Here is a 12506-nt window from a genome sequence, read left to right as displayed (position 1 = left end):
GCGAGGCACGCAGCGTGGAGCGCCGGTGGACGACGGTCACGGAGCGGGCGAAGCGGGTGAGGAAGGTCGCCTCCTCCATGGCGGTGTCGCCGCCGCCGACGACCACGATGTCGCGGTCGCGGAAGAAGAAGCCGTCGCAGGTCGCGCACCAGGACACCCCTCGGCCGGACAGCTCTTCTTCCTTGGGCAGGCCGAGCTTGCGGTAGCCGGAGCCGGTCGCCACGATCACGGTCTTCGCGCGGTGCACGGTGCCCGCGCTGTCGGTGACGGTCTTGATGTCCCCGGTGAGGTCGGCCTCGACGATGTCGTCGTCGACCATCTCCGCGCCGAACCTCTCCGCCTGGGCGCGCATGTTCGCCATCAGGTCCGGGCCGTCGATGCCCTCGGGGAAGCCGGGGAAGTTCTCGACCCCGGTCGTCGTGGTGAGCGCACCACCGACGAAGACGGCGCCGCCGAAGACGAGCGGCTTGAGCTCGGCGCGGGCGCTGTAGAGGGCAACGGTGTATCCGGCGGGACCGGACCCGATGACGATGACCCCTCGCGTATGCCGTTGTCCGCCACGGACGTCACGCCTCCGGCTTGGCGTCGATCTCGGCGATCAGGGCCTCGATACGGGTCTTGATCTCGTCGCGGATGGGGCGGACGGCCTCGACGCCCTTGCCCGCCGGGTCTTCCAGCGCCCAGTCCAGGTACTTCTTGCCGGGGAAGATCGGGCAGGCGTCGCCGCAGCCCATGGTGATGACGTAGTCGGACGCCTGGACGGCCTCGGTGGTCAGGATCTTCGGCTGGGCCGCGGAGATGTCGACGCCGACCTCCTTCATGGCCTCGACCGCGGCAGGGTTGACCTGGTCGCCCGGGATGGAGCCGGCGGAGCGGACCTCGATCCGGTCACCCGCGAGGTGGGAGAGGAAGCCGGCGGCCATCTGCGAACGCCCGGCGTTGTGGACACAGACGAACAGCACGGAGGCGAGCGGGCTGGAGGACATCGGTACTTCCTTCGTAAGTGAATCAACAGGGGTATGGAGGTCGGGTTCAGCTGCTCGGCAGTGAGGCGAGCAGCTCGGTGATGTGGGCGTCGATCTCGTCGCGGATGCCGCGGACGACGGTGATCGGCGCGCCCTCGGGATCGGTGACGGGCCAGTCCAGGTACCGGCGGCCCGGCAGCACGGGACAGGCATCCCCACAGCCCATCGTGATGACGATGTCGGCGGCCTGCACGACCTCGTCCGTCAGCGGCTTGGGGAACGCGTCGGTGAGGTCCACTCCGGCCTCGGTCAGCACTTGCGCGACGACCGGTTCGACAGCGGAGGCCGGGTGCGTTCCCGCAGAGGAGACCACCACGTCGCCCTGGGCGCGGTGGGCAAGCAGGGCGGCGGCCATCTGGGAGCGGCCGGCGTTGTGGCCGCATACGAACAGCACCCGAGGCAGGCCGCTTCCCGGTGCGCCTTCGATGTGGGCGAGGGCGTCAAGGCGCTCGGTGGCCAGGTGCTCGGCCAGCACGACGAGGTGGGTGCGCACGCGGGCGTGTTCGGCGAGGCGCTCGTAGGAGTCGGTGATCAGGCGCTGGATGGTCTCCGGGGCGAAGTGCCCGCGGTAGCGCACCGAGAGCCGGGCGATACCGGTCGCGAGGCGTTCGTCGGGCAGGACAGGGGGTGGGGATGCGGTCATGGGAACCCCCTTCGGGGCATGGGTCCCAACTCGTGCTGGGATGCGGGCCCCAAGGATCAGCCCAGGCTGGTATCAGCCAGGAGTGATGTGAGAGTATCAGTCCATGCTGACGTCAGTCGACACTGATCTGTTGCGGGTTCTGGCCGACCCACTCCGCCTCCAGATCGTCACCTTGCTGGCCAAGGAGACGCTCTGCAGTACGCATCTGATCGAGGAGACGGGGGCCAGACAGACCAACCTCTCCAACCATCTGAAGGTGCTGCGCGAGGCGGGGATCGTGGAGACGGAGCCCTGCGGCCGGTTCACCTATTACCGGCTCAAGGCCGACGTCATCGCCTCGCTGGCCGGTCAGTTCGCCGACCTCGCGGAGACCGCGCGCGCCACCGCCGAGAACAACGTCAAGCGGTCCTGTCCCTGATTTTCCCCGGCGCCCGTCCGTCGCCGCGTCCCGTCGCCTTTTCGAACGCACCGAGGAGTCCTGTTGAGCGCCACCGAGGCCACCGAACACGACAGAGCCGAGGAATCCGCCATAGCGGCGGGCACCGAGCCGCAACCCGCCCCGGGGGCCACCCCGCCGCAGAGCCCTCCGCTGCTGGCCAAGGCCGCCGCTGAACTGGTCGGCACGGCGGCGCTCGTCGCGGTCGTGGTCGGCTCCGGCATCCAGGCCACCGAGCTGACCAAGGACGTCGGCCTGCAGCTGCTGGCCAACTCCACGGCCACCGTCTTCGGCCTCGGCGTCCTGATCGCCCTGCTCGGCCCGGTCTCCGGCGCGCACTTCAACCCCGTGGTCACTTTGGCCGAGTGGTGGACAGCCCGCCGCGGCGGTGCCGGCGTCACCCCGCGAGAGGTGGCCGTCTACATCCCCGCGCAGATCGCCGGGGCGATCGCGGGTGCTGTCCTGGCCGATGCGATGTTCGGCGAGCCCCTGGCGAAGTGGTCCACCCACGACCGCTCCGCCGGCCACCTGCTCCTCGGCGAGGTCGTCGCCACCGCGGGCCTGATCCTGCTGATCTTCGGCCTGGCCCGCACCGACCGGCTCCGCTTCGCCCCCGTTGCGGTCGCCTCCTACATCGGCGCCGCCTACTGGTTCACCTCGTCCACGTCCTTCGCCAATCCGGCGGTGACCATTGGCCGAGCATTCACGGACACCTTCGCGGGCATCGCGCCCGGCTCGGTCGCCGGATTCATCGGCATGCAGCTCATCGGCGCCGTCGTCGGACTGGCTCTGGTGGCCCTCATCTTCATGCCCGGCCGGACGGCCGAAGAGCAGCCGACCGGATGACACTGGCCTCGCAGGTGGTGGTGATCGGCGGTGGCCAGGCCGGGCTCGCCGCCGGCTACCACCTGCGTCGGCTGGGCCTCGACTTCGTCATCCTCGACGCCCAGACTGCCCCGGGCGGCGCCTGGCAGCACACCTGGGACTCGCTGCGCCTGTTCTCCCCAGCCGCGTACTCCTCGCTGCCCGGCCGCCTCATGCCAGCACAGCCCGGCGAGACCTACCCCGACGCTCAGCACGTCGTGGACTACCTTGCCGACTACGAGAAGCGGTACGAGCTTCCCGTTGAACGAGGGGTGCGCGTCCTCGCCGTCCACCGGGACGGCGGGAAACTGCGCGTGGAGACCGACTCCGGCACCTGGCACGCCCGCGCCGTCATCAGTGCGACCGGCACCTGGTGGCGGCCCTTCCTCCCCACCGTCCCGAACCGTACGGCCTTCGGCGGACGCCAGCTCCACACCGCCGAATACCGGCGACCGCAGGACTTCGAGGGGCGCCGGGTGGTCGTAGTGGGCGGCGGAAACTCGGGAGCACAGATCGCCGCCGACCTGGCCCACCACACCGAGCTGACCTGGGTCACCCAGCGCCCGCCCCGCTACCTCGCCGACGACATCGACGGCCGCGCCCTGTTCGACGCGGCCACCGCCCGCCGCCGTGCGCTCGACGAGGGCCGCACCGACACCGGCGGCGTCTCCTCCCTCGGCGACATCGTCGCCGTTCCGCCCGTACGCGCAGCACGCGACCGCGGCCTGCTCAAGACGAGCCCGATGTTCACCCGCCTCATCTGCGGAGGCGTCGAGTGGGCCGACGGCACACGGGCCGAGGCCGACGCGATCATCTGGTGCACCGGCTTCCGGCCCGCTCTCTCCCACCTCGCTCCGCTCCGACTCCGCAGCCGACGCGGCCACATCGCCACCGAGGGCACCCGGGTGGTGGACGAGCCGCGGCTGCATCTGATGGGCTACGGCGACTGGACCGGCCCCGCCTCCGCCACCCTCATCGGTGTCGGCCGCCCTGCCCGCGAGGCAGCCCACGAGATCAGCACACTCCCTGCGTCCCGAACGCTCTAAGAGCTGCGTCTGGAACGACGTATCGGCAGCAGGAGAATCGTGGCTTCCACCAATGCCACCCCATGCGCGGCTTCATGAAGACTGCCGGATGTGACCGCGACCCCCGCCTCCGACCACCCTTCGGCACCCGACCAAGAACGATGGCTGACACCCGGGGTGCGCGGAATCGGCTCCGCCAGCTTCCTGGCAGACGTCGGCCATGAGATCCCCACCGCCCTCCTGCCGTCCTTGCTGACCTCGACGCTCGGCGCTCCGGCCGCCGCACTGGGAGCTATCGAGGGCGTCTCGGACGCGCTCGCCGGGGCCGCCCGGTTCGGTGGCGGCGTCCTGGCCGACGATCCGGCCCGCCGCCGCAAGGTCGCCGTCGGCGGCTACACCACCACCGCCGTCCTCGGTGCCGCGACCGCGGCAGCGACCTCCGTGTGGCAGGTCGGCGTGCTGCGGGCTGCCGCCTGGACCGCGCGCGGTCTGCGGGTGCCTGCGCGTAACGCGCTCCTGGCAGACATCGTCCCGGCAGGCGCGTACGGGCGGGCGTACGGCTTCGAGCGGATGATGGACAACCTCGGTGCCATCTTCGGGCCTCTGCTCGCCCTCGGCCTGGTGGCCTGGCTCGGCGTGCAGTGGGCCATCGGGCTTTCCGTGATCCCGGGACTGCTTGCCGCCGCGGCGATCGTCTACGCCATCCGCCACACCCCGAAGCCGACCAGCCGGGACAAGGTGCCGCTGCGCATCCGTGTTCGCCCCGTGCTGCGCGGCGAACTGGGGCGGCTGATGGGCGCGGTAGCCGCCTTCGAGGTCGGCAATGTCGCCGCGACCCTGCTGATCCTGCGGGCGACCGAACTGCTCACACCCGGCCACGGCACGAAGTCGGCTACCACGCTCGCGCTCGGCCTCTACACCGCCTATAACATTGCAGCGACGGTTGCCTCCGTCCCGGCGGGGCGCCTGGCCGACCGGCTGGGCGCACGTGGCCCGCTGCTCGTCCTGACCGCCGGAGTCGCAGCCTTCGCCGCCTCCTACGGGCTGTTCGCCGTCAGCAGCACGGCCATCGCCGTCCTGGCAATCCCGTTCGTCCTGGCCGGCGTCGGCATCGGCGCCGTCGAAACAGCGCAACACTCCGCCGTCGCGGCACTCGCCCCCAAGGACCTGCGTGGCTCGGCGTTCGGCTTGCTGGCCACGGTGCAGTCCCTGGGCAACCTCGCCGCCTCCGCCGTCGCCGGCATCCTGTGGACTGCCTCCTCACCAACGGCCGCCTTCGCCTACCTCGCGGCATGGATGCTGCTGGCCCTGTCCGGCCTGGCACTCACCGCCCGCTGGTGAAGCCGGACTGTCCTGAGCGGGGCAGGCTGCCCGCAGGTCAGCGCCCCTCGGTCAACGTGAGCTGTCGACGGTGGAAATCGAAGTGCTGGGTCGGGTACCGGTACAGGTCCGCGATGGTCATGACGTCGCCGAAGAACGGATCCCAGCGGGTCGGGTAGTGCATGCTCAGCGAGAGATCGGCGTCCCGCTCGCCGTCCAGGCGTCGGTGCAGGTCGCCGATCACGCGGTCGAACGCCGTCCCCATGCGGCGGCGTCCGAAGACCTTCGCGCCGCCGAGCGGGCCCAAGTAGTTGACGACGTCGAAGGGCCGAGTGCCGGCATTGAGGAACCAGGCGAAGGCCCGGCTGGCGCCGCGCGGCAGACGGCCGAAGACCCGCAGCAAGAGCAGCAGCGGCCGGATCAAGATGTAGCCGAAGAGCATGTGGAACAACAGCTGCTCGTTGGTCCACCGGGTGCCGTCTGTCGGCTTGCGCAGGTCGGCCTCGGCGGCACCGTCGAGGAGCCGGTGGAACGTCGTACGGGCGCGCTCCATCTCCGCGTGGATCACCTGACGGTCCACCGACGCCCCATCCATCGAACCCACCCGCTCGCTGTTCGGTTTGTGCGGTCGACTCAGCCCAGGGTGCCGAGCATCTGGCCCATTGCGGCGACCACTGACGGCTCTACTCGGTAGTACACCCAGGTGCCGCGCCGTTCGGAAGTGAGCAGCCCAGCCTCCTTCAGCTTCTTCAGGTGGTGGGAGACGGTCGGCTGCGAGACGCCGACGTCGGAGATGTCGCACACGCACGCCTCGCCACCCTCGTGTGAGGCGACCAGCGAGAACAGCCGCAACCGCACCGGATCGCCGAGCGCCTTGAACATCCGGGCGGTCTTCTCCGCCTCGTCAGCGGTCAGCGGGCGTCGCTCGGTGAGGGGCGGGCAGCACGGCGCCTCGGCGTCGGAGCCCTCCGGCTCCAGCAGCGGCAGCACCTTCGTATTCGACATATGTCTATGTTGACACGTATCGAACCAGGCTGGCGAGGGTCGAGTCTGTTCCTCCAGGCGTGGGATGGGGGCGGCGATGCGGCGTGCCCACTCCCAGCTGATTCGATGAATGTCTATATTGACGCTTGCCTATTCAGATGCCATGCTGGCCACAACAGGCCATCGACAAACGTCGAATTAAAGGGGATCCTCGTGAACGCGCCCACCACCGACCAGCTGCCCGTCCTGGTCATCGGAGCCGGTCCTATCGGCCTTGCGGCCGCCGCCCACCTCGTCGAGCGCGGCATCGAACCACTGGTCCTGGAAGCCGGACCGTCCGCCGGCTCCGCCGTCCGCGACTGGGCGCACGTGCGGCTGTTCTCCCCCTGGGCCGAGGTCACCGATCCCGCCGCCGAGAAGCTGCTCGCACCGACCGGCTGGGTACGGCCCGACGGTGCCACCTATCCCACCGGCGGTGACTGGGCGGAGAACTACCTGCAGCCGCTCGCCGACACCCTCGGCGACAAGGTCCGCTACGGCGCCACCGTCACCGGCATCGCCCGCGCCGGGCGCGACCGCATCGTCGACTCCGGGCGCGACGAGCAGCCCTTCACCGTCCACATCCAGCTCGCCGACGGCCACGAGGAGCGCATCACCGCCCGCGCCGTCATCGACGCATCCGGCACCTGGTCCATCCCCAGCCCGATGGGCGCCGACGGCCTGCCCGCCCTCGGGGAGAAGGCGGCCACCGACCGCATCTCCTACCGCGTCCCCGACCTCAGCAACCCGGCCGTCCGCGCCCGGTACGCGGGCAAGCGCACCGCCGTCGTCGGCTCGGGCGCCTCCGCCTTCACCGCCCTCGCCTACCTCGCTGACCTGGCCAAGGAGGAGGACGGCACGCACGCGGTGTGGATCCTGCGCCGCGGCATCAGCGCGAACACCTACGGCGGCGGCGAGGCCGACCAGCTTCCCGCCCGTGGTGCACTGGGCCTGCGCGCCAAGGCCGCCGTCGAGTCAGGCCACGCCAGCGCGGCCACCGGGTTTCGCACCGAGGCCGTCGAGCGCGACACCGACGGCCGCCTGATCCTGGTCGCCGAGGACGGCCGCCGCCTCGACCCGGTCGACGAGATCATCGTCCTCACCGGCTTCCGCCCCGACCTCTCCTTCCTCTCCGAGGTCCGCCTCGGCCTCGACGAACGTCTCCAGGCTCCGATCGCCCTCGCCCCGCTCGTCGACCCGAACGTCCACTCCTGCGGCACCGTCTACCCGCACGGCGTGAACGAGCTCTCCCACCCAGAGCAGGACATCTACCTGGTCGGCATGAAGTCCTATGGCCGCGCCCCCACGTTCCTCGCGATGACCGGCTACGAGCAGGTCCGCTCCATCACCGCCGCCATCGCCGGAGACCGCGAAGCCGCCGAGCGCGTCGAGCTGACCCTCCCCGAGACCGGGGTGTGCGGCGGCGCCGGCCTGTTCGACGACCCCGAAGCCGCCCAGGACGGCGAAGGAGGCGGGTGCTGCGCAGCCCCGTCCACCCTGCAGATCGGCATCGGCGCCCCCGCCTCGTCCGGCGGCTGCTGAATCCCACATCCACAAGGAGGTTCGCCATGTCCCTCCTACAGCTCGCCCTCCGCGTCCCCGACCTCGACGCATCGATCGCCTTCCACACCAAGCTGTTCGGCACCGAACCCGCCAAACGCCGCGACGGCTACGCCAACTTCGCCATCGCCGAACCCCCGCTCAAGCTCGTCCTCATCGAAGGTACTCCGGACGAGCCGACACGCCTGGACCACCTCGGCGTCGAGGTCGAGACGACCGAGGCCGTCCACGCCGCCACCACCCGCCTCGGCGAGGCCGGCCTGGCCACCGACGTCGAAGACGACACCACCTGCTGCTACGCCCTCCAGCAAGTCCTGCATCCGCGTCAAAGCCGAGCGAAGCTCGGCGCGTAGAGCGGCGATTTCCTCCGGAGCCGGCGCGGGCGCGGCGACGGAGGCTTGCAGGAACCGCGCGAGGAAGGCGGTCATGCCGGTGGCCATCGCATCTTCGACCGGTTCCGCGGCGATGTGGGTCTTGCCGCAGCCGCCGTGTGCGGTAGCGGGGCAACGGTAGTAGCGGTTCTTGCCTTCGTTGGACTTGTGCCCCACCAGGCCGCGTTTGCAGAAGCCGCAGGTGAGGATGCCGGGCAACTCGTACTTCACTGCGACGGCGGGGCGATGGGTGCCGGCGGGCAGGCCCTGCTTGTGGCGGCGGAGCTGGAGCTCGAACTGGACCTGGGACCAGGTCTTGGGGCTGACGATGGCTGTCCAGCACCCGGTAAGGGGGCGGCCGTCGTCATCGAAGAGGACCTTCGACCAGCCGTCCCAGGCGGTTGCGGCATCCACCCGGTGCTTGCCGGAGTAGGCGACCAGGCCGGCGTAGCGCGGGTTGCGGAGCATCTTGTTGACCATGGTGGAGGACCACTGCTTTGCCGCCGGGGGCGTGACGCCGCGTCGGTTGAGCTGCGTGGCAATGGCGTAGGCGGTTTCGCCGGCGAGGCAGTCTTTGAAGAAGTCGGCGACGGCCCTCGCCTCGTCCTCGACCAGTAGGCCTTTGTTGGGGCCCTTGCGGATCCAGCCGTAGGCGATGCGGCCCTGGATCTTGCCGTCCTGGGCGGTGGCCAGGTGCATGCGGGCGACGCGCCGGGCGGTGTCCTCAGAGGACTTGAGGGCCATGACGCACATCATGCGGGCCATGTCGCGGTCGCTGTCGTTGATGAGGTTCATCCGGCCGCCGGTGGCGCCGACGACCGGGCGTTGGGTGTGCTCGACGACGTCGATCAGGTCTTCGAGGTCGCGCGGCTGGCGGACCAGGCGGTCGAGGTCGTAGAGGATGACGCCGTCGATGTCACCGCCGGCCAGGTCGGCGAGCAGGCGACGGAGCTCGGGGCGGACGACGACCCAGTCGACGCTGCCGTCGGCGCGGGTGATCTTGCGCTTCTTGAACGCCGCGGTGTCGTTCTCCTTGCAGATCTTTGCGAACGGTCCCCAAGCAAGACGACAGCGGGTGTCCTCGGCATCCTCCTGCTGGCGGTCCACGCCGGCTTCGAGGCCGAAGCGGTCGGAGGAGATGCGCAGGTAGGCGCCGGGGCGACGGGGGACGAACCTGGACAGCTCGTCGTACAGGTTGAGGGTGACGCGGCCGCCGCGGGCGTGGGCGGGGATCTCGAAGTCGTCCCAATCGAACGAGGAGTCGAGCGGGGAGATCGGTTGGGTCATGGCGGTGGTGCTCCAGGGCTCGTGCCTGCCGGCATCGGGCACTTTCCGTCGGAACCAGGGGCTTGGCGGTGCTGCGATCCGGGGCCAGGATCCGCCGCCCACGTGCTGACCTGGATACTTACAGGCATGCGCGTTGACTTCGATCCTGGGACCATGGCCACCCACGACTTCTACCGGCTGCTCACCGCGGTGGTGGTGCCGCGGCCGATCGCTTGGGTGTCCACGGTCAGCCCGGACCGCTTTCTACCGAACCTCGCACCGCACTCGTTCTTCACCGTCTCCTGCACCCATCCGCCCGTCGTCCAGTTCACCTCCGTCGGCCGCAAGGACTCGCTGCGCAACGTCGAGGACACGGGCGAGTTCGTCGTCAACTTCGCTCCCGAGCCGCTTTTCGCCCAGATCAACGCGACCGCGACCGACTTTCCCAGCGACGAGGGGGAGTTCGACGCGTTGGGCATCGAGCGCGAGCCGTCGCTGCGGGTGAAGCCGCCGCGGGTGGCCGCGTCCCCGGTGGCGCTGGAGTGCACGCTGCACTCGACGCTGCGGCTCGGCAACTCGACGGTGGTGTTCGGCCAGGTCGTCCACGCGGCCGTGAGCGCCGAGGTCCTGGTGGACGGACGGCCGGACATCGCACTGCTGCGCCCGCTGGCCCGGCTGGGCGGGAACGAGTGGAGCACGATCGGGGAGGTGCGCGAGGCGGCGCGCATCCCGTACCGGGACCGGCCCCGCGACTGAAGCCGGCGGCCCGAAAGACCGCGCCCCGGCTGCCGATGACGCCCCGCTCGCCCACCGCTCACTCGTCGGTGAGGACGAGGAGGAGCGGGATGCCGTGGCACGGTACGAGCCGCATGCAGCCGTGCCGGGCGGGCGTGGCCGCGGCGAGCAGGTCGCCGAAGTCGGGCCCCTTGGTGAGAGACCCGGCCAGGTGGGCGGGGTCGGCGGAGGCGGCGACCCGGCCCCGGCCGTTCACCAGATGGGCGGGGCGCGGCAGCCGTCGCAGCAAGGGGAGTACGGCCGCTTCGAAGTGCCGCAGGTACACGTCGGCGGCGGCGACCCCGGCGAAGCGGCCCTCGACGGCGACCGGCGCCGACAGGGTGAGGCTGTACTCGTCGGAGCAGAGGTAGTCCACGTACGGTCCGGCCACGGCGCGGCGCCCGGTGTCGCGGGGCAGGACGTACCAGTCCCAGTGCGTGTAGTCCGAGTACGCCGAGCGGCCGGGGTCGAGGTCCAGCAGCAGGGGCCGTACGTCGCCGTCGGCGCCCGACTGCCACCACTCGAGCCAGGCGGGTACGTCGGCCAGCAGGCCGGGGGCCGCGACGAAACCGACCCCGGAGACCAGTTCCTGACGGGTCAGCCGGTGATGCAGTCCGGGACGCAGGGCGGCGAGGTCCGCGCTCGCGGGGCGCCGGCCCTGCGCGGCCACCCGGGCGAGCAGGGCGGTCGTGTCGGCACGGGTGGCGGCGACGGCCTCGAAGACCGCCTCCAGCGCGCAGCCCACCTGCGAGGCCACCCGGCCGGCGTCCGCATCGAGCGTCGCGGCAGCCTGCCCGTGGCTCCAGCCCATGATGTCCTCCAGCGGACGGAACCGGACGCGGCGCGTTCAGAGGGTGAGGCGTACGGCGACGAGCCGCGCCGCCGACTTCCTGACGCACCGCTCGGCCAGCGTGCCGGCCGTTTCGTGCGCCCCATCTTGCACGGCCGACAGGAGGGAGCGGTGCCGGTCCGTCACTTCTTCACGATATTCGTCGCTCCCGAGGACCAGACACAGCAGCGCTCCCACCTCGCTCTGCAGAGCGACCTGCTCGCGGGTGAGCCGGGCGGACTGGGCGGCCGCCGCGAGTTCGACGTGGAAACGGCCGTAGAGGCGGCTGCGTGCCGCCGTCTCCTCGGCGTGCGCCAATTCCTCGGCGGTACGGTTCAGTTGGTGCAGGTCGGCGGGTTCCGTGCGCTGTGCGGCGAGGCGGGCGGCGGCGCCGGACAGGGCGGCCCAGTGGTCGCCCAGGTCGCGCAGTTCCTCGGTGCTCCAGCCGCGCAGCCGCGCCCTGAGCCGGTCGTCGGCGGGGACCTCGGGGAGCGAGACGAAGCTGCCGCCGCCCCGGCCCCGGCGGGTGGTGACCAGGCCCTGCTGTCTGAGGGCCATGAGCGCCTCGCGCAGGGTCACCGTCGACACACCGAGCTGTCCTGCCAGATCGCTCTCGCCGGGGAGTTGCTCGCCGTCGGCGAGGAGACCCAGCTCTATGGCGTCGCCGATGCGGCGGACGACGGTGTCCACGCGGGCCCGGTTGTCCACCGGGATGAAGACGGCCCTGCGGGCGCCGCTGCCCGCTGCCCGGGCGCCGCCGTCGATCTCGTGCTGCCTCACGGCCACCACCTTGCGCACTGACTCAAGCTTTACCCTAAGGGGACCTTGAGCTTAGAACTATGACTTCATATGTTTGCGGTCAACTCAGAGCGCGCCAGAAAGGTTCCCGCATGGAGGGAATTGCCATCCGCCTGCTGGACCTGCGGAAGTCGTTCGGGGAGACGGCCGCCGTGGCCGGGGTGGACCTGGAGATCCGGGACGGTGAGTTCTTCTCGATGCTCGGCCCGTCCGGCTCCGGGAAGACCACCGTCCTCAGGCTCATCGCCGGATTCGAGACCCCGACGCGGGGCCGGATCGAACTCGCCGGACAGGAGGTCACCGGCCTCGCCCCGTTCGAGCGGGACGTGCACACCGTGTTCCAGGACTACGCCCTGTTCCCGCACATGACGGTCGAGCAGAACGTCGCCTACGGGCTCAAGGTCCGCAAGGTACCCAAGGCCGAACGTCTGGTCCGTGCCCGCAAGGCCCTCGCCGAGGTCCGTCTCGAGGGCTACGGGCAGCGGCGCCCCGCGCAGCTCTCCGGCGGGCAGCGCCAGCGCGTCGCTCTGGCCCGCGCGCTCGTCGGCCGCCCCCGGGTGCTGCTGCTCGAC

The 12506-nt window shown here is 70.8% G+C and carries 14 protein-coding genes and 2 pseudogenes; 8 read left to right on the top strand and 8 right to left on the bottom strand.

The window, feature by feature from the left end; all coding sequences use genetic code 11:
• The 3 genes from AB0H32_RS41930 to AB0H32_RS41920 all read right to left on the bottom strand — a co-directional run.
• Positions 1–532 (bottom strand): FAD-dependent oxidoreductase (locus AB0H32_RS41930; protein WP_361132826.1); only part of this gene is annotated, 532 nt, incomplete at its 3' end.
• A 34-nt stretch (positions 533–566) separates the two neighbouring features.
• A complete protein-coding gene (locus AB0H32_RS41925) occupies positions 567–986 on the bottom strand; it encodes an arsenate reductase ArsC (protein ID WP_361132821.1) in 420 nt (139 codons plus the stop codon).
• Positions 987–1032: 46 nt separating this feature from the next.
• On the bottom strand, positions 1033–1668 hold the full coding sequence (locus AB0H32_RS41920) for an arsenate reductase ArsC (protein WP_361132818.1): 636 nt from the start codon (positions 1666–1668) through the stop codon (positions 1033–1035).
• 103 nt (positions 1669–1771) lie between these two features.
• Here AB0H32_RS41920 and AB0H32_RS41915 point away from each other — a divergent pair, with 103 nt between their 5' ends.
• From AB0H32_RS41915 to AB0H32_RS41900, 4 genes are all read left to right on the top strand, one after another.
• Complete coding sequence (locus AB0H32_RS41915) at positions 1772–2086, top strand: metalloregulator ArsR/SmtB family transcription factor (RefSeq protein ID WP_361132815.1); 315 nt, start codon at positions 1772–1774, stop codon at positions 2084–2086.
• Positions 2087–2197: 111 nt separating this feature from the next.
• On the top strand, positions 2198–2950 hold the full coding sequence (locus AB0H32_RS41910) for an aquaporin (RefSeq protein WP_361132823.1): 753 nt from the start codon (positions 2198–2200) through the stop codon (positions 2948–2950).
• Positions 2947–4014 (top strand): ArsO family NAD(P)H-dependent flavin-containing monooxygenase, encoded by a 1068-nt coding sequence (locus AB0H32_RS41905; RefSeq protein WP_361132812.1) that lies wholly within the window; start codon positions 2947–2949, stop codon positions 4012–4014. Before AB0H32_RS41910 ends, AB0H32_RS41905 begins: the two co-directional genes overlap by 4 nt.
• Before the next feature lie 90 nt (positions 4015–4104).
• Positions 4105–5334 (top strand): MFS transporter, encoded by a 1230-nt coding sequence (locus AB0H32_RS41900; protein WP_361132809.1) that lies wholly within the window; start codon positions 4105–4107, stop codon positions 5332–5334.
• A gap of 37 nt (positions 5335–5371) precedes the next feature.
• Here the strand turns inward: AB0H32_RS41900 and AB0H32_RS41895 are convergent, their stop codons facing one another.
• Both AB0H32_RS41895 and AB0H32_RS41890 read right to left on the bottom strand, forming a co-directional pair.
• Positions 5372–5893: a DinB family protein gene (locus AB0H32_RS41895; RefSeq protein WP_361132806.1), complete on the bottom strand. Its 522-nt coding sequence runs from the start codon at positions 5891–5893 to the stop codon at positions 5372–5374.
• 53 nt (positions 5894–5946) lie between these two features.
• Positions 5947–6318, bottom strand: coding sequence for a metalloregulator ArsR/SmtB family transcription factor (locus AB0H32_RS41890; protein WP_361132803.1), 372 nt, complete (start codon positions 6316–6318; stop codon positions 5947–5949).
• Positions 6319–6510: 192 nt separating this feature from the next.
• On the opposite strand from AB0H32_RS41890, the gene AB0H32_RS41885 reads away from it, so the two are divergent.
• Both AB0H32_RS41885 and AB0H32_RS41880 read left to right on the top strand, forming a co-directional pair.
• A complete protein-coding gene (locus AB0H32_RS41885; protein ID WP_361132800.1) occupies positions 6511–7878 on the top strand; it encodes an NAD(P)-binding domain-containing protein in 1368 nt (455 codons plus the stop codon).
• A gap of 26 nt (positions 7879–7904) precedes the next feature.
• Positions 7905–8204: pseudogene (locus AB0H32_RS41880) on the top strand (ArsI/CadI family heavy metal resistance metalloenzyme); the annotation flags it as partial.
• Between the two features lie 141 nt (positions 8205–8345).
• Here AB0H32_RS41880 and AB0H32_RS41875 read toward each other — a convergent pair.
• Positions 8346–9554, bottom strand: a pseudogene (locus AB0H32_RS41875) (recombinase family protein); the annotation flags it as partial.
• A 126-nt stretch (positions 9555–9680) separates the two neighbouring features.
• On the opposite strand from AB0H32_RS41875, the gene AB0H32_RS41870 reads away from it, so the two are divergent.
• Complete coding sequence (locus AB0H32_RS41870) at positions 9681–10289, top strand: flavin reductase family protein (RefSeq protein WP_361132797.1); 609 nt, start codon at positions 9681–9683, stop codon at positions 10287–10289.
• A gap of 58 nt (positions 10290–10347) precedes the next feature.
• On the opposite strand, the gene AB0H32_RS41865 is transcribed toward AB0H32_RS41870, so the two are convergent.
• Entirely contained in the window at positions 10348–11118 is a 771-nt protein-coding gene (locus AB0H32_RS41865) for a cache domain-containing protein (protein ID WP_361132794.1), read from the bottom strand.
• 36 nt (positions 11119–11154) lie between these two features.
• On the bottom strand, positions 11155–11916 hold the full coding sequence (locus AB0H32_RS41860; protein WP_361132791.1) for a GntR family transcriptional regulator: 762 nt from the start codon (positions 11914–11916) through the stop codon (positions 11155–11157).
• 110 nt (positions 11917–12026) lie between these two features.
• Here AB0H32_RS41860 and AB0H32_RS41855 point away from each other — a divergent pair.
• On the top strand, positions 12027–12506 hold a 480-nt coding region (locus AB0H32_RS41855; RefSeq protein WP_361132788.1), incomplete at its 3' end, for an ATP-binding cassette domain-containing protein.

The organism is Streptomyces sp. NPDC020362, from assembly GCF_040642095.1.
Taxonomy (GTDB): Bacteria; Actinomycetota; Actinomycetes; order Streptomycetales; family Streptomycetaceae; genus Streptomyces.
This window is presented reverse-complemented; position numbering and strand designations above follow the sequence as displayed.